Source organism: Telluria sp. ZB4P37, from assembly GCF_059685855.1.
Genome location: NZ_JCASID010000002.1, coordinates 622,426 through 639,162, shown reverse-complemented (window position 1 = coordinate 639,162; position 16,737 = coordinate 622,426). Strand labels below are relative to the sequence as shown.

Below are 16,737 nucleotides of genomic sequence, written 5' to 3'. Positions count from 1 at the left end.
GTGGACCAGATCACGCTCCGCCGACCGCGCGTTCCACCAACGCGGGCACGACCGGTCATCGGTTCTGCCCGCGTTTGTTCATCTGGTCCCATGCCCCATAAAATCCCCGAATCGGTCCTGGTCATCATCCACACCTCCGCCATGGAGGTCTTGCTGATCGAGCGCGCCGACCGTCCGGGTTTCTGGCAATCGGTCACCGGCTCGCTCGACACACTTGACGAACCCCTTGAACACACCGCCGCCCGCGAACTGTTCGAGGAGACCGGCATCCAGGCCGACGGCGATACCATCCGCCTGCACGACTGGCGCCTGTCCAACGTCTACGAGATCTACCCGGTCTGGCGCCATCGCTACGCGCCCGGCGTCACGCACAATACCGAACACGTGTTCTCGGTCTGCGTGCCGCGCGATATCCCGATCGTCCTGAGCCCGCGCGAGCACCTGAACCATGCCTGGCTGCCGCTCCTGGAAGCGGCCGACCGCTGCTTCTCGTCCTCGAACGCCGAGGCAATCCTCCAATTGCCGCGGCATATGTCCTTTTAAGCTGTTTCCATACAAGCGCACGATTGGGGCCGGTTGGCGCTTGGCCGGGGCGCGATGTTGTTAGAATGTTCCCATGAAGATTCGCGTGGCTACCTATAACATTCACAAAGGCGTCTCCTCGCTGCGCAGTACGCCGCGAGTGATCGCATTGAAGAAGGCAATCGCCGAATTCCATGCCGATGTCGTCTTCCTGCAGGAAGTGCAAGGGCGGCACGACCGCCACCTCGAGCGCTACGGCAAGCAGGATATCGCCCACCACCACTGGCCCGAGGAAGCACAGCACGAGTATTTCGCCGATGACGAGCACCATACCGCCTATGGCATGAACGCCGTCTACGACCACGGCCACCACGGCAATGCCTTGCTAAGCGCCTTCCCGATCGAGAACTCGCACAACCACGACATCTCCGATCACGCCTACGAGCAGCGCGGCATCCTGCACTGTGTGCTGGAGACGCCCGCCGGCCGGGTGCACTGCTACGTGGTGCACCTGGGGCTGTTTGAAAGCGGCCGCGGGCGCCAGACGGCGGCCCTGATCGACCACGTCAACACCTCCTCGCATGGCGAGCCGGTGATCATCGCCGGCGACTTCAACGACTGGCGCAACACCCTGAGCGATCGCCTGCGCAACGCGCTCGGCGTGGTCGAGGTGTTCGACGAGCTCACGCCGAAGTCGCCGATGGGCGACATGGTGCGCAGCTGGGCCGGCCGCGCGCCGCGCCTGGCCCCGGCGCGTACCTTCCCGGCCATGCTGCCCTGGTTCCGCCTCGACCGTATCTACGTGCGCGGCTTCCAGGTCGATAACGCCCAAGTGATGCACGGCCCGCTGTGGGCCAAGCTGTCCGACCACGCACCGATCGTGGCGGAACTCCAGCTTAGTTAGTGGCCTTACAGCGTCCATGCGCTCAGTCGCCTTTGTCGACAACAACGACGTCACCCTGCTCGAGAGCGGCACCGCCTATTTCCCGGCGCTGATCGCAGCCCTCGACGCGGCCCGGTATGAGGTCCTGTTCGAAACCTATATCTTCGCCGAGGACGAGACCGGGCACGCCGTGCGCGACGCCCTGATCCGCGCCGACCGCCGCGGCGTCAAGGTGCGCGCGCTGGTCGACTGGATCGGCACCGAGCACCGCCCCGCGACACGCCTGGGGCTGGCCTTCGCCGACACCGGCGTGCAGTACCGCGTCTTCAACCCCTGGTGCAAGCGCGGCATCGCGCGCTCACACCGCAAGATCGCCGTCATCGACCGCGAGGTCGCTTTCGTCGGGGGCATCAACATCAACGACGACATGCGCTGCGACCACGCCGATCACCAGCGCCTGGCCGCGCCGCGCTGGGATTTCGCCGTGCAAGTGCGCGGGCCGCTGGTGGCCCAGATCCACGACGAAGCGCGCGGCCAGTGGCTGCGTGCGGGCCGCCTGGGGCTCAAGCAGCGCTTCGAATTGTTCAAGGAGTCGCGCAAGCGGCCGCCGACGTCCTGCGCCTATCCGGCGCGTGCCGCCTTCGTGGTGCGCGACAACCTGCGCAACCGCTCCACGATCCAGCGCGCCTACCTGCAGGCCCTGGGACGCGCCAGGCACAGCGTGCTGCTGGCTACCCCGTATTTTGCGCCGGGACGCAAGTTCCGCAAGGCGCTGGCCCATGCCGCGCGGCGCGGCGTCGAGGTGACGCTCCTGATCGGGGTAGGGGAGTTCGGCATCCAGGACGCGGTGGCGCATTCCTTCTACCCGAAACTGCTGGCGGACGGGATCAAGGTGGTCGAGTACCGCAAGACCCAGCTGCATGCCAAGGTCGCCGTGGTCGACGATGACTGGGCCACGGTCGGGTCGAGCAATTGCGACGGGCTGTCGCTGTTTCTGAACCAGGAAGCCAATGTGGTGGTGCTCGACCAGAAGTTCGCCGCCACCATGCGCGCGCATATCGAGCGCGGCATCGCGGACGGGGTGCCGGTGTGCGCCCAGGAATTCGCGCACACGGGCTGGTGCAAGCGTGCGAGCTATGGCGCGGCCTACCTGTTGTATAAACTGGTGATGCGGATCTTCGCGATCGGCTACGCATAGGAATGATCATGGAAGATAACAACGTACGACTCGATAAATGGCTATGGGCGGCGCGCTTCTTCAAGACGCGGTCGATGGCGACCGATGCGATCGACCGCGGCCGCGTGCGCATCGACGGCGAACCGGTCAAGCCGGCCCGCAACGTGAAGCTCAACGACAAGCTGGTCATCGACAACGGCTCGGACCGCTGGGAAGTGATCGTCGCCGCCATCTCCGACAAACGCGGCCCGGCGCCGGTCGCGCGCGAGCTGTATTTCGAGACCGACGAGAGCATCGCCAAACGCGAGAACGACAAGACCGCGCGCCGGCTGTTCCCGGAGCCCAGCCTGGAGATCAAGGGGCGGCCGACCAAGCGCGACCGCCGGGCGATCGAGAAGGCCGGTTCCTAGGGCGGCCGGCTTTGCCGCTCACCCCACGAAAATCAACGCACGACCGTCCAAAAATGCGTTACCTTTACATCTGCGGCAACGTTATCCTCGCCAGGCTGGTTCCTCCACCTGCCGTTGTCTTGCATCAATAGAACTTCGCCTCTAAGTTCCCGTTTGACATTTCACGCCCGGTAGATAATAGTACGAGCGTTCGGATTTTTTCGATTCAGGGGCCGTTATCACTACTTCAGCAAAATTCATGCGCAAGGGCGAACTCACGCGAGCGGCAATTCTCGACGTGGCGCTCGAGCTGTCCAGCCGCGACGGACTGGAAGGCCTGACCATTGGCCTGCTGGCCGACCGGATGAACATGAGCAAATCCGGCGTGTTCGCGCATTTCGGTTCGCGCGAAGACCTGCAGCTGGAAGTCGTCAAGCTCTACCACCACCGCTTCGAGCAGGAAGTGTTCTTCCCGAGCGTGCTCGAGCCGCGCGGCCTGCCGCGCCTGGAGTCGATGTTCGACCGCTGGCTCAAGCGCGTGTCGGTCGAGATCGCGTCCGGCTGCATTTATATCAGCGGCGCCGTCGAGTACGACGACCGTCCGGGCCCGATCCGCGAAGAGCTGGTGTCGATGGTGCAGGCCTGGCAGGGCGCACTGCAGCGCAGCGCGCGCCAGGCCATCGAAATCGGCCACCTGCGTCCCGACACTGATGCCGAACAGCTGGTGTATGAAATGTACGGGCTGATCCTGGCCCTGCACCACGATGCACGCTTCCTGCGCATGCCCGGCTCGGTCGAGCGCGCACGCCGCGGCTTCGAGCGGCTCATTGAGAATTATCGCAATCCCACGCCTGCGGGCACCCCGGCGCAGTAGTTACTTCGCCAACAGTCAAACAACACATCACCTTCGTTCAGGAGAAAACCATGGGTCAGTACGTCGCGCCAATCCGGGATATGCAGTTCGTTCTGCACGAATTCCTCAACGTCAGCGAAGAGTTCAAGAACCTGCCTGCTTACCAGGAAATCGACGCCGACATCATCAACCAGGTGCTGGAAGAAGGTGCGAAATTCACGCAGGAAGTCCTGTTCCCGCTGAACCATTCGGGCGACCGCGAAGGCTGCCATTTCGACGCCGCCACCAAGGCCGTCAGCACGCCGAAGGGTTTCAAGGAAGCGTATAAACAGTATGTCGAAGGCGGCTGGGCTGCGCTGGCATGCGATCCGGAATACGGCGGCCAGGGCCTGCCGGTCTCGCTGAACAATTCGTTCTACGAGATGCTGAACTCGTCGAACCAGGCATGGACCATGTACCCGGGCCTGTCGCACGGCGCCTACGAATGCCTGAAAGAGCACGGCACCGACGAGCAGAAGAAGCTGTTCCTGCCCAAGCTGGTCTCGGGCGAGTGGACCGGCACCATGTGTCTGACCGAAGCGCATTGCGGCACCGACCTGGGCCTGCTGCGCTCGAAGGCCGAGCCCCAGGGCGACGGCACCTACAAGATCAGCGGCTCGAAGATCTTCATCTCGGCCGGCGAGCATGACATGTCCGAGAACATCGTCCACCTGGTGCTGGCACGCCTGCCGGACGCACCGGAAGGCTCGAAAGGCATCTCGCTGTTCCTGGTGCCGAAGTTCATGGTCAACGCCGACGGTTCGGTGGGCGAGCGCAACGGCATCGCCTGCGGCGCCATCGAAGAAAAGATGGGCATCCACGGCAACTCGACCTGCCAGATGAACCTGGACGGCGCAGTCGGCACCCTGATCGGCCAGCCGCACAAGGGCCTGCAGGCGATGTTCGTGTTCATGAACGCCGCCCGCCTGGGCGTGGGCATGCAGTCGCTGGGCCTGACCGAAGTGGCTTACCAGAACGCGCTGGTGTACGCCAAAGACCGTATCCAGATGCGCAGCCTGTCGGGCCCGAAGGCAACGGACAAGCCGGCCGACCCGATCATCGTGCACCCGGACGTGCGCCGCATGCTGCTGACCGCGAAGGCGTTTGCCGAAGGCGCGCGCGCACTGACCTCGTACATCGCGCTGCAGATCGACCGTGAGCTGAACCACCCGGACGAAGCGGTGCGCAAGGAAGCCGCCGGCGAAGTCGCGCTCCTGACCCCGATCGTCAAGGCCTTCATCACCGACAACGGCTGGATCGCGACCTCGGAAGCGATGCAGGTCTACGGCGGCCACGGCTACATCGCCGAGTGGGGCATGGAGCAGTACGTGCGCGACGCCCGCATCAACATGATCTACGAAGGCACCAACACCATCCAGTCGCTCGACCTGCTGGGTCGGAAGATCCTGATGGACAACGGCACCAAGCTGCGCGCCTTCGGCGAGAAGATCAAGGCCTTCGTGGAAGAGAACGGCCTGGACGAGTCGATGTCGGAATTCGTGACCCCGCTGGGCGAGCTCGGTGAGAAGGTCACCAAGCTGACCATGGAAATCGGCATGAAGGCCTTCCAGAACCCGGACGAAGTCGGCGCCGCCGCCGTGCCTTACCTGCGCGTGGTCGGCCACCTGGTGTTCAGCTACTTCTTCGCGCAGATGGCAAAGATCGCGCTGGCCAAGCAGGATTCGGACGACAAGTTCTACGTCGCCAAGCTGCATACTGCCCGCTTCTACTTCGCCCGCCTGTACCCGGAAACCGCGATGCTGATCCGCCAGGCCCGTTCGGGTTCGGCCAATCTGCTGGCGCTGGACGCAGACCTGTTCTAAGAACATCACGTAGCTACTCAACCGACCCGCGGCCCTAGTCCGTCGTTCCCGCGAAGGCGGGAACCCAGTTTTGCCGGCACTACGATAACGCATGCAGAATTGGACCCCCGCCTGCGCGGGGATGACGGAGCAAAGTTAACGGGTACTAAAAAGGATTCAAGAATGTCCAATTTCATCGTCAAAAAAGTCGCCGTGCTGGGCGCCGGCGTGATGGGCGCGCAGATTGCTGCGCACTGCGTGAACGCCAAAGTGCCGGTCGTGCTGTTCGACCTGCCGGCAAAGGAAGGTCCGAAGAACGGTATCGTCCTGCGCGCCATCGAGAACCTGAAAAAGCTGTCGCCGGCCCCGCTGGGCAACAAGGACGACGCGGCCCTGATCGAAGTGGCCAACTACGAGGACAACCTCGAGGTGCTGGCGGGCTGCGACCTGATCATCGAGGCCATCGCCGAGCGCATGGACTGGAAGCACGACCTGTACAAGAAGGTCGCCCCACACATCGCCCCGAACGCGATCTTCGCCTCGAACACCTCGGGCCTGTCGATCAACAAGCTGGCCGAAGGCTTCGATGACGAACTGAAGGCGCGCTTCTGCGGCGTGCACTTCTTCAACCCGCCGCGCTACATGCACCTGGTCGAGCTGATCCCGACCACCGGCACCCGTCCTGAAATCCTCGACCAGCTCGAGACCTTCCTGACCTCGACCCTGGGCAAGGGCGTCGTGCGCGCCAAGGACACCCCGAACTTCATCGCCAACCGCGTCGGCATCTTTGGCATGCTGGCCACCATCCATGAAGCCGAGAAATTCGGCCTGAGCGTGGACGTGGTCGACGACCTGACCGGCGCGAAGCTGGGTCGCGCCAAGTCGGGCACTTTCCGCACCGCCGACGTCGTCGGCCTGGACACCATGGGCCACGTCATCAAGACCATGCAGGACACGCTGCAGGACGACCCGTTCTTCAGCCTGTACAAGACCCCTGACGTGCTGGCCAAGCTGATCGAGAAGGGCGCCCTGGGCCAGAAAACCGGCGGCGGCTTCTACAAGAAGGTCGGCAAGGAGATCCAGCGTCTCGACTTCGCCACCGGCGAATACGTCGCAGGCGGCGCAAAAGCTGCCGACATCGTGGCCCGCATCCTGAAAGAGAAAGACCCGGTCAAGAAGTTCAAGGCCATGCGTGAATCGACCAACCCTCAGGCGCAATTCCTGTGGGCGATCTTCCGCGATGCCTTCCACTACATCGCCGTCCACCTCGACACCATCGCCGACAACGCGCGCGACGTCGACTTCGCGATGCGCTGGGGCTTCGGCTGGAGCGTCGGCCCGTTCGAAACCTGGCAAGCCGCCGGCTGGACCCAGATCGCCCGGTGGGTGAAAGAAGACATCGACAGCGGCAAGGCATTGACCAACGCGCCGCTGCCAGCCTGGGTGTTCGAAGGCCAGGTCGCAGAGAAGGGCGTGCACACCGCCGAGGGTTCGTACTCGGCGTCGAAGAACGCCTACGTCCCGGCATCCGACCTGCCGGTGTACCAGCGCCAGCAGTTCCGCGCACCGGTGCTCGGTTCCACCGCGGTTGATCCGAAAACCTCGGGCACCACCGTGTTCGAAGACGAATCCGTGCGCCTGTGGCATGCGGACGACGAAGTGCTGGTCATTTCGCTCAAGACCAAGATGCACGTCATCGGCGAAGGCGTCGTGAAAGGCCTGCAGCGCGGCATGGCGGAAGCCGAAAAAGGCTACAAGGGCCTGGTGATCTGGAATACCGATGCGGCCGAAGGCGGCGCGTTCTCGGCCGGCGCCGACCTGCAGTCGGCCATGCCGGCCTTCATGATGGGCGGCGCCAAGGCGATGGACCCGATGGTCCGTGACCTGCAGAACGTCTTCATGCAGATGAAGTATTCGAACATTCCAGTGGTGGCCGCGGTTGCGGGCCTGGCGCTGGGCGGCGGCTGCGAGATGATGCTGCATGCTTCCAAGCGCGTGGCTTCGATCGAGTCGTATATCGGCCTGGTGGAAGTTGGCGTCGGCCTGGTGCCGGCCGGCGGCGGCCTGAAGGAAGCAGCAGTGCGCGCCTTCACGGAAGCCAAGGGCAACGACATCCTGCAATTCCTGAAGACCGGCTTCACCAATGCGGCCACCGCGCAGGTGTCGAAATCGGCCCTGGAAGCGAAGGCCATGGGTTACCTGAAGGAGGACGACGTCATCGTCTTTAACCCGTACGAACTGCTGCACGTGGCGAAAACCACCGCGCGCGCCATGTTCGACGCCGGCTACCGCGCACCAAGCCGCCGTCCGGTCACCGTCACCGGCCGCTACGGCTGGGCGACGATCCGCGGCCAGCTGGTCAACATGCGCGACGGCGGCTTCATCTCGGCCCACGACTACAAGCTGGGCGACATGATCGCCGAGATCGTGACCGGCGGTGACGTCGACCAGGGCAGCGTGGTATCGGAACAGTGGCTGCTCGACATGGAGCGCAAGGCCTTCATCGAGCTGCTGGCCAACCCGAAGACGCAGGAACGCATCATGGGCATGATGCAGACCGGTAAGCCCGTCCGTAACTAATTAGGCCACTGAGCGCGAACAGAACAGGATTACTGACATGAGCAAACAACTTCAAGACGCATACATCGTCGCGGCCACCCGCACCCCGATCGGCAAGGCGCCGCGCGGCTTCTTCAACAAGACCCGCCCGGACGACCTGCTGGTGCACGCGATCCGCGGCGCCATGGCCGCCGTGCCGAACCTGGACCCGGCCCTGATCATCGACGCCATCGTCGGCTGCTCGTTCCCGGAAGCAGAGCAGGGCTTCAACGTGGCGCGTAATGCCGTCGTGCTGGCCGGCCTGCCGAACACCGTGGGCGGCGTCACTGTCAACCGCTACTGCGCCTCGGGCATCACCGCCCTGGCCATGGCCGCCGACCGCATCCGCGTCGGCGAAGCCGACGTGATGATCGCCGGCGGCGTCGAATCGATGTCGATGGTGCCGATGATGGGCCACCACCCGTCGATCAACATGGACACCTTCAAGGACGAGAACGTGGGCCTGGCCTACGGCATGGGCCTGACCGCTGAAAACGTGGCCAACCAGTGGAAGATCTCGCGCGAAGACCAGGACGCCTTCGGCCTGGAATCGCACCGCCGCGCGATCGCCGCGCAGCAGGCCGGCCATTTCAAGGACGAGATCACCCCGGTCGAGATCATCACCCGCACGCCGAACCTGGCCACCGGTGAAATCACCGTGAAGCGCCGCACCGTCGACCTGGACGAAGGCCCGCGCGCCGACGCGTCGATGGAAGGCATGGCCAAGCTCAAGGCGGTGTTCGCCGCCAAGGGCTCGGTCACCGCCGCCACCTCGTCGCAGATGTCGGACGGCGCCGGTGCGCTGATCGTCGTCAGCGAGAAGATCCTGCGCGAGCACAACCTGACCCCGCTGGCCAAGTTCTCGTCCTTCGCCGTGCGCGGCGTGCCGCCCGAGATCATGGGCATCGGCCCGAAGGTCGCGATCCCTGCGGCGCTCGCCGCCGCCGGCATCACCCAGGACCAGCTTGACTGGATCGAGCTGAATGAAGCCTTTGCCGCACAGGCGCTGGCCGTGATCCGCGACCTCGGTCTGGACACCAGCAAGGTCAACCCGATGGGCGGCGCGATCGCCCTGGGCCACCCGCTGGGCGCCACCGGCGCCATCCGCGCCGCGACCGTCGTGCACGCACTGCGCCGCAACAACCTGAAGTACGGCATGGTGACGATGTGCGTCGGCGCCGGCATGGGCGCGGCCGGGATTATCGAGCGCGTTTAATCAAACAGGCGGCGCGGTAACGCAGCCGCCACGTATCACCGCGTGGGCGCACGTCAGGTTAGTGGCCTGACGTGCGCCCACGCGTCCAACCAGCCCAAGAATAATCGAACACTGGAGACCCTGAAACAATGGACATGCTGATCACCAAGGCCGCCGGCCTCCTCACCATCGAATTCAACCGCCTCGAGCGCAAGAACGCCATCACCGCCGTGATGTACCAGGCCATGGCCGACGCCCTCAATGACGCGGAGCAGGACAGTGCCGTGCGCGCCATCCTCATCGCCGGCAAGCCGGAGATCTTCACCGCCGGTAACGACCTCGACGACTTCATGAAGAATTCGGCCCCGGTCGCGGGCGTGCCAGGCGACGCCCGCCCGGTCTTCCAGTTCATGCGCGCGCTGCACGGCTCGACCAAGCCCGTCGTCGCGGCCGTTGCCGGCGCGGCGATCGGCATCGGCACCACGATGCTGATGCACTGCGACCTGGTCTACGCAGCCGACAATGCCAAGTTCTCGATGCCCTTCACCCAGCTCGGCCTGTGCCCGGAATTCGGCTCGTCGCTGCTGCTGACGCAATTGGCCGGCTACCCGCGCGCCGCCGAGAAGCTGCTGCTGGGCGAAGCCTTCGGCGCACAAGAAGCTGCCGAGATGGGCCTGGTCACGCGCGTGCTGCCCGCCGCGGAACTGCGCGCCTTCGCCGAGCAGCAGGCCGCCAAGCTGGTTGCCCTCCCGGCCGCCTCGATCCGCACCACGAAGGCGCTGATGAAGCGTCCGCGCATCGAGTCCATCGAAGCGGCGATCGCCGCCGAGAATGAGCGCTTCGCGGCCATGCTGCTGGCGCCGGAAGCGAAGGAAGCCTTCACCGCCTTCTTCCAGAAGCGCAAGCCGGATTTTTCGCAGTTCGATTGACGGGGAAGGGCGGGCGGCCCTTGCGTGCACTGGTCAGTTCCCTCCTGTCAGATCTGACGGGTTCGATGGTCTTGGAGCTGGATCATGCCTTGTGAGCTCAGGCCCAAGCGCTTATGATTCCCGGAGGAACAAGAAGCACCAGCCGGTCCGACTCATCCATCCGCCATAGGAACTGCGGTGTCGACACATACCCACAGTTTTTCGCACTGGTCCTTCGCGGACAGCGTCGATACCCTTGCCTTCTGCACCGCCGGCGTGGCCGAGTGCCGCTTGCCGGTCCTGCAGGTTACCCACGACCAGCAGGGCGACTGGCAGTTCCTGGATGCGACAACCGAACAGCCGGGCCGGTGCAAGCTGCTCTGCCTGGGCTGCGTGATCGAGCGCGACCCCACGCTGGCGCAGCTCGGCGATTTGCCGCTGGGCTGGAGCGCCTACCGCGCCGACGCCGGGGCGCCATGGGAGCGCTGGCAGAAGGACTGCGACGAGCACGCGGCAGAACGCCGTGCGCTGGAAAATATCGACACCTATGGCCTGCATATCCTGAACGTGGCCGCCAAAGGCGAGCTGCCGCCATTCTCCTATTCGATCGGCGTCCAGCAGTCGCTCGGCTTGCCCGAACTGATCGTCGTCGGCCTGCGCCACGAGGTCGCCCAGGCCGCGATCAACGCCTGCTATGCGATCATGAAATCGGGACAGCCGGTCACGCCCGGTGCGCGGGTTGCGGGGCTGCTCGGCGGCGGATTCGCTTGCGAGATCCGCGAGGTGTCGCCCGCGCATTTCAGGGAATACATGGGCTGGGCATGGTGGCTGTACGACGGTCCGGCGTTTCGGGCTTACCAGATCGTGTTCCCGAATACGGCAGGCGTATTCCCGTGGGAGGCGCAAGCCGACGCGTGGTTCAGGAACTGGCAGCCGCTGCTGGACGATACGGCGTCGCGGTAACCAGCGGACGTGCAAACGATATCTGCACAGGGAGCCCTGCAGGCAAAGGATATGTGCCGGAGCGGCCTGCGATGCACATGATCTTTGCATAGTACACTGGCACGATCCCGTCCTGCTTCCTGCCATGTCCACACCACCTCCAGCATCCTCCGGCACCGCGTCCGCACCGCCAGCCGCAGTGATGCAGATCCTGTTCTCCGTCGCCTTCGTCCACCTGCTGAACGACTGCGTGCAGGCCGTGTTGCCCGCCATTTATCCGCTGCTGAAACAGCAATTTGCGCTGAGCTTCACCCAGATCGGCCTGATCACCTTGACCTTCCAATGCACCGCCTCGCTGCTGCAGCCGTGGATCGGCCTGTACACCGACAAGCGCCCGCTCCCCTTCCTGCTGCCCTTCGGGATGTGCGTCACCCTGGGTGGCGTGGCGCTGCTGGCCATGGCTCCCAGCTATTCCCTGCTGCTGCTGGCGGCCGGGATGATCGGCATCGGCTCGTCGACCTTCCACCCGGAAGCGTCGCGCGTGGCACGCCTGGCCTCGGGCGGGCGCTTCGGCTTTGCGCAGTCACTGTTCCAGGTCGGCGGCAACCTCGGTTCGGCCTTCGGGCCGCTGCTGGCGGCGGCCATCATCATCGGCAGCGGGCAGGGCAGGATCGCCTGGCTGATGCTGCTGGTGGTGCTGGCGGTGGCGGTGCTGGTGTTCGTCAGCCGCTGGTATGCGGGCCACCTGCGCAATGCGACGAAGAAGATCGCCGTGCATGCGGGGCCGGGCATGTCGCGCGGCCGCGTGCTGTGGGCGCTCACCGTGCTGGCCCTGCTGGTGTTCTCGAAGTACATCTACATGTCCAGCCTGTCGAGCTATTACACCTTCTTCCTGATCGAGAAATTCGGGGTATCGGTGGAGTCGGCGCAGATGTATTTGTTCCTGTTCCTGGCGGCGGTTGCGGCGGGGACGTTCGCGGGTGGGCCGATTGGCGATCGCATCGGCCGCAAGCGTGTGATCTGGTTCTCGATCCTGGGCGCGGCGCCGTTCGCGCTGATGCTGCCCTACGCGAGCCTGTTCTGGACGGCCGTGCTGTCGGTGGTGATCGGGCTGGTGATGTCGTCCGCCTTCTCGGCCATCGTGGTGTTCGCGCAGGAACTGGTGCCGAACAAGGTGGGCATGATCGCCGGCCTGTTCTTCGGGCTGATGTTCGGCATCAGCGGCATCGGCGCGGCCGCCATGGGGGCGATGGCCGATACCACCGGCATCGAATACGTGTACCGGATCGCGTCCTTCTTACCGCTGCTGGGTATTCTGGCCATCCTGCTGCCGCGGATGGACTTGCCGCGGCGCTAGCTGCCTATAATGGCCGTGACCATCGCAGCCATCCAACCAGCCGAGCCGACATGTCCACCGCATCCATCCGTCCCGCCACGCTTGAGGACGCAGCCGCCATCTGCGCCATCTACAATCATTACGTCGCCACCACCACCATCAGTTTCGAAGAGGAGCCGGTGGCCAGCACGGACATGGCGCAGCGGATCGCCGACGTGCAGGCAGCCGGCTTGCCCTACCTGGTGGCGCAAGCACACGGGCACCTGCTGGGCTATGCCTATGCGACCAAATGGCGCGCGCGGCCGGCCTACCGCACGTCGGTGGAGAGCTCGATCTACATGGATGCGGACGTGGCCGGACGCGGCACCGGCACGGTACTGTACCGCGCGCTGCTCGATGCGCTGCGCGGCCGCGAGGTCCACATGGTGATCGGCGGAATCGCCCAGCCGAACGAACGCAGCGTGGCGCTGCACGAGAAACTGGGCTTTCGCAAGGTTGCCCACTTCAGCGAAGTGGGGCGCAAGTTCGGCCGCTGGGTCGATGTCGCCTACTGGGAGCTGCGCCTGGCCTGACGCGATTCAGGCGGCCTTGCGTTCGCCGGGTGGGGATTCCGTCGCCGTGCCGGCGGTGCGGATGGCGGAGCGGTACAGCAGCAGCGAGCACAGCGCGCAGGCGAACAGTACCAGCGGCAGCAGTACCGGGCCCGATGCGTTGGACAGGACGACGGCACCGATGAGCGGACCCGTGGCCTTCGACACCAGGGCCGGCGCCGCCATCGCCCCGGTAATCGCGCCGTAATGGCGCGCGCCGAACAGCACGCGCGGCAGCGTGCCGCGAACGATCGTCAGCACCCCGTTGCTCATCCCATACAGCGCGCAGAATAGCGCCACCGCCCAGGCCTGGGTGCCGAGCAGCGCCAGCGACAGCAGGCCGAAGGGCAGGGTAGCGAATACGAAGCGCCCAACGGTCTGCGGCGCAGCATCGCGCGCGAGCGTGCGCTCGCCGATACGTCCCGCAACCTGCATCGGGCCTACCAGCGACGCCAGCAACACCGCCGTGCCCGCGGAATGACCGAGCGTCTTCAAGAGCGGGATCAGGTGTACCGCCAATGCAGAGAAGATAAAGAAGTTCACCGCGAATGCCAGCGCCAGCTTCCAGAAGATCGGATGCCGTATGGCTTCGCCCAGCGTGTGGCTGTCGCGAGGGGCGTCAGCAGCCGGTGGCTGGTGCGGCGCGTCGCGCCCCAGCCAGAGGTGGAGCGGCAGGCACACAAGCAGCTGCAGCAGGGCATATACGAGGAAGGTATCGCGCCAGCCGATGCGCGCATCGAGCGCGAAGGTCAGCGGCCAGAAGATGGTGCTGGCGAAGCCGGCGAACAGCGTCAGCGTCGAGATTGCGCGCCCTGCGCCGACCACGATCTTGCGGTTGAGCGTCGCGAAAGCGGCTTCATACAGCGACAGCGAACTGGCCAGGCCGATGACCGTCCAGGCAGCGAAGAAAGAGGCGGTCGTGGTGCAGCGCGCCAGCCACGCCAGGCCGATTGCGCTGACGACCGAACCGGCCGCCATCACGTAGCGGCCGCCATGTTTGTCCACTAGCGCACCGACCGGCGTCGAGGTCAGGCCAGCCACCAGCAGGCTCCATGAAAATGCAGCGAATGCCGTTTCGGTGCTGATGTGCAGCTCGCGCTGGATGTCCGGCGCCAGCACGGCAAACGCGTAATACATGGCTCCCCATCCCGCAATCTGCGTGATGGACAGGATGGCGATGGTCCTGCGAACTGCTGGCAAAGTGATCTCCCGGCGCGTTGCTGCGGTGCCGCTTGTGTAGTCCATCACTCTACCGCAGGTGGCGTATGCGTGCCGGCTTGTCATCATCCTGTCAAATTATTTCGATAATATTCGAAGGGTCACCAAGAAGCCGTTATAATTCGATAAATATGGAAACGATTGCGAGCACGTCGATGGACACAAAAACCGTTATCGCGGCACTGGCCGCACTGGCCCAGGAATCGCGCCTGGCCGTGTTCCGGCTGCTGGTCGAAACCGGGCCGGCGGGCCTGGCCGCCAGCAGGATCGCCGCCAGCCTCGGCATTCCGTCCTCGTCGCTGTCCTTCCACCTGAAAGAACTCAGCCACGCGGGCCTGATCGCGGCGCGCCAGGACGGGCGCTTCATCATCTACGCGGCCCAGTTCGACACGATGAACGGCCTGCTCGCTTTTCTTACCGAAAACTGCTGCGGCGGCAATCCCTGCACGCCCGTATGCGCGCCTGCCTGCGGCAGCGCGACCTGACTTCCATACTCATTCTTCTTTGGCTAACATGAACGTCCTGTTCCTCTGCACCGGCAATTCCTGCCGCTCGCTCATCAGCGAAGCGGTGTTCAACCACCTGGCCCCGAGCGGCTGGCACGCACTGAGCGCCGGCAGCCAGCCGATGGGCCGCCTGAATGCGCGCGCCCTGCAACTGCTGGCCGACAAAGGCATTCCAACAGAAGGCTATTACAGCAAGTCGTGGGACGACCTGCCGGTGGTGCCCGACATCGTGGTCACCGTCTGCGCCAGCGCCGCCGGCGAGACCTGCCCGGCCTACCTCGGCCCGGTCCTGCGCACCCACTGGGGCGTGGAAGACCCGAGCCATGTCGATGGCACGCAGGAAGAAATCAGCGCCGCTTTCGAGAAGGCCTACGCGATCCTGCGCGCCCGCATCGAAGCTTTCCTCGCGCTGCCGCTCGCCGAACTGGCGCAGGACCGCGCCCGCTTCAAGGCGGAGCTGGACCGCATCGGCACGCTGGAGGCTTGATCTTCGTGCTGCCCGCTTTCCTGATTTTTGCCGCCACCCTCATCCTCGTCATCTGGCAGCCGCGCGGCCTGGGCATCGGCTGGAGCGCCTCGCTCGGCGCCCTGGCGGCGCTGCTGGCCGGGGTCATCACCGTGGGCGACATTCCGGTGGTCTGGAACATCGTGTGGAACGCCACCGGCGCCTTTGTCGCGATCATCATCATCAGCCTGCTGCTGGACAAGGCCGGCTTCTTCGAATGGGCCGCGCTGCACGTGGCGCGCTGGGGCGGCGGCAATGGCCGGCGCCTGTTCGTCCTGCTGGTGCTGCTCGGCGCGGCCGTGGCGGCGCTCTTCGCCAACGATGGCGCGGCGCTGATCCTCACGCCCATCGTCATCGCGATGCTGGCCGCGCTGCGTTTCACCCCCAAGGCGACGCTGGCCTTCGTGATGGCGGCCGGCTTCATCGCCGACACGGCCAGCCTGCCGCTGGTGGTGTCGAACCTGGTGAATATCGTGACCGCCGATTACTTCGGCATCGGCTTCGCGCGCTACGCCTCCGTGATGCTGCCGGTGAACCTGGTGTCGGTGGCCGCGACCCTGGCGGCGCTGCTCTGGTTCTTCGGCCGCGACATCCCGCCCAACTACGACCTGGCGCAGTTGCGCAGCCCGGACGAAGCGATCCACGACCGCGCTACCTTCCTTGCCGGCTGGTGGGTGCTGGCGATGCTGCTGGCCGGCTTCTTCTGGCTCGATGAACTGGGTGTGCCCATCAGCGCGGTGGCCGCCTTCGGCGCGTTACTGCTGTTCCTGGTCGCCGCGCGCGGGCACCGGATCGCCACGCGCGCGGTGCTGCGCGACGCGCCATGGCAGGTGGTGGTGTTCTCGCTCGGGATGTATCTGGTGGTCTACGGCCTGCGCAACGCGGGCCTGACCGGCTATCTCACGGCGCTGCTGGAACGCTGCGCCGCGCAGGGCGTCTGGGGCGCGGCGCTCGGCACGGGCGTGATCACCGCCGCGCTGTCCTCGGTCATGAACAACATGCCCACCGTCCTGGTCGGCGCGCTGTCGATCGACGCCACCACCAGTACCGGCGCGGTGCGCGAAGCGATGATCTATGCAAACGTGATCGGCAGCGACCTGGGCCCGAAGATCACCCCGATCGGCAGCCTGGCCACGCTGCTGTGGCTGCACGTCCTGGAAAACAAGGGTATCCGCATCTCGTGGGGCTATTATTTCCGCGTCGGCCTGGTGCTGACGCTCCCGGTGCTGCTGGTGACGCTGGCGGCGCTCGCGCTGCGCTTGAGCTGACAAGGA

General features: G+C 65.0%; 16 protein-coding genes. 15 read left to right on the top strand and 1 reads right to left on the bottom strand.

The window, feature by feature from the left end:
- The first annotated feature begins 90 nt into the window (after nt 1-90).
- The 12 genes from nudB to AC56K1_RS07205 all read left to right on the top strand — a co-directional run bounded on the left by nudB (nt 91) and on the right by AC56K1_RS07205 (nt 13,216).
- Complete coding sequence (gene nudB, locus AC56K1_RS07260; protein WP_497157156.1) at nt 91-543, top strand: dihydroneopterin triphosphate diphosphatase; 453 nt, start codon at nt 91-93, stop codon at nt 541-543.
- A 73-nt stretch (nt 544-616) separates the two neighbouring features.
- Nucleotides 617-1,426: an endonuclease/exonuclease/phosphatase family protein gene (locus AC56K1_RS07255; RefSeq protein ID WP_497157155.1), complete on the top strand. Its 810-nt coding sequence runs from the start codon at nt 617-619 to the stop codon at nt 1,424-1,426.
- A 16-nt stretch (nt 1,427-1,442) separates the two neighbouring features.
- On the top strand, nt 1,443-2,603 hold the full coding sequence (clsB, locus tag AC56K1_RS07250) for a cardiolipin synthase ClsB (protein WP_497157154.1): 1,161 nt from the start codon (nt 1,443-1,445) through the stop codon (nt 2,601-2,603).
- Between the two features lie 8 nt (nt 2,604-2,611).
- Nucleotides 2,612-2,992, top strand: a complete 381-nt coding sequence (locus AC56K1_RS07245; protein ID WP_497157153.1) for an RNA-binding S4 domain-containing protein — start codon at nt 2,612-2,614, stop codon at nt 2,990-2,992.
- Nucleotides 2,993-3,230: 238 nt separating this feature from the next.
- A complete protein-coding gene (locus tag AC56K1_RS07240) occupies nt 3,231-3,845 on the top strand; it encodes a TetR/AcrR family transcriptional regulator (protein WP_497157152.1) in 615 nt (204 codons plus the stop codon).
- Nucleotides 3,846-3,895: 50 nt separating this feature from the next.
- Nucleotides 3,896-5,686, top strand: coding sequence for an acyl-CoA dehydrogenase C-terminal domain-containing protein (locus tag AC56K1_RS07235; protein ID WP_497157151.1), 1,791 nt, complete (start codon nt 3,896-3,898; stop codon nt 5,684-5,686).
- A 162-nt stretch (nt 5,687-5,848) separates the two neighbouring features.
- Nucleotides 5,849-8,245: a 3-hydroxyacyl-CoA dehydrogenase/enoyl-CoA hydratase family protein gene (locus AC56K1_RS07230; RefSeq protein ID WP_497157150.1), complete on the top strand. Its 2,397-nt coding sequence runs from the start codon at nt 5,849-5,851 to the stop codon at nt 8,243-8,245.
- Nucleotides 8,246-8,282: 37 nt separating this feature from the next.
- Entirely contained in the window at nt 8,283-9,479 is a 1,197-nt protein-coding gene (locus tag AC56K1_RS07225; protein ID WP_497157149.1) for an acetyl-CoA C-acyltransferase, read from the top strand.
- Nucleotides 9,480-9,607: 128 nt separating this feature from the next.
- Entirely contained in the window at nt 9,608-10,387 is a 780-nt protein-coding gene (locus AC56K1_RS07220; protein WP_497157148.1) for an enoyl-CoA hydratase, read from the top strand.
- Between the two features lie 177 nt (nt 10,388-10,564).
- Nucleotides 10,565-11,329: a DUF4262 domain-containing protein gene (locus AC56K1_RS07215; RefSeq protein WP_497157147.1), complete on the top strand. Its 765-nt coding sequence runs from the start codon at nt 10,565-10,567 to the stop codon at nt 11,327-11,329.
- A gap of 181 nt (nt 11,330-11,510) precedes the next feature.
- The gene (locus AC56K1_RS07210) at nt 11,511-12,665 is read left to right on the top strand and encodes an MFS transporter (protein ID WP_497157189.1); all 1,155 of its coding nucleotides are present in this window, start codon (nt 11,511-11,513) and stop codon (nt 12,663-12,665) included.
- Nucleotides 12,666-12,715: 50 nt separating this feature from the next.
- Complete coding sequence (locus AC56K1_RS07205) at nt 12,716-13,216, top strand: arsinothricin resistance N-acetyltransferase ArsN1 family B (protein WP_497157146.1); 501 nt, start codon at nt 12,716-12,718, stop codon at nt 13,214-13,216.
- Nucleotides 13,217-13,222: 6 nt separating this feature from the next.
- Here AC56K1_RS07205 and AC56K1_RS07200 read toward each other — a convergent pair whose 3' ends face one another.
- A complete protein-coding gene (locus tag AC56K1_RS07200; RefSeq protein ID WP_497157145.1) occupies nt 13,223-14,434 on the bottom strand; it encodes an MFS transporter in 1,212 nt (403 codons plus the stop codon).
- Nucleotides 14,435-14,607: 173 nt separating this feature from the next.
- Here AC56K1_RS07200 and AC56K1_RS07195 point away from each other — a divergent pair, with 173 nt between their 5' ends.
- The 3 genes from AC56K1_RS07195 to AC56K1_RS07185 are packed head-to-tail and all read left to right on the top strand — an operon-like array spanning nt 14,608 to nt 16,731.
- Entirely contained in the window at nt 14,608-14,937 is a 330-nt protein-coding gene (locus AC56K1_RS07195) for an ArsR/SmtB family transcription factor (protein WP_497157144.1), read from the top strand.
- A 28-nt stretch (nt 14,938-14,965) separates the two neighbouring features.
- Nucleotides 14,966-15,445: an arsenate reductase ArsC gene (locus AC56K1_RS07190; protein WP_497157143.1), complete on the top strand. Its 480-nt coding sequence runs from the start codon at nt 14,966-14,968 to the stop codon at nt 15,443-15,445.
- 5 nt (nt 15,446-15,450) lie between these two features.
- The gene (locus tag AC56K1_RS07185; protein ID WP_497157188.1) at nt 15,451-16,731 is read left to right on the top strand and encodes an arsenic transporter; all 1,281 of its coding nucleotides are present in this window, start codon (nt 15,451-15,453) and stop codon (nt 16,729-16,731) included.
- The last annotated feature ends 6 nt before the right edge of the window (nt 16,732-16,737 follow it).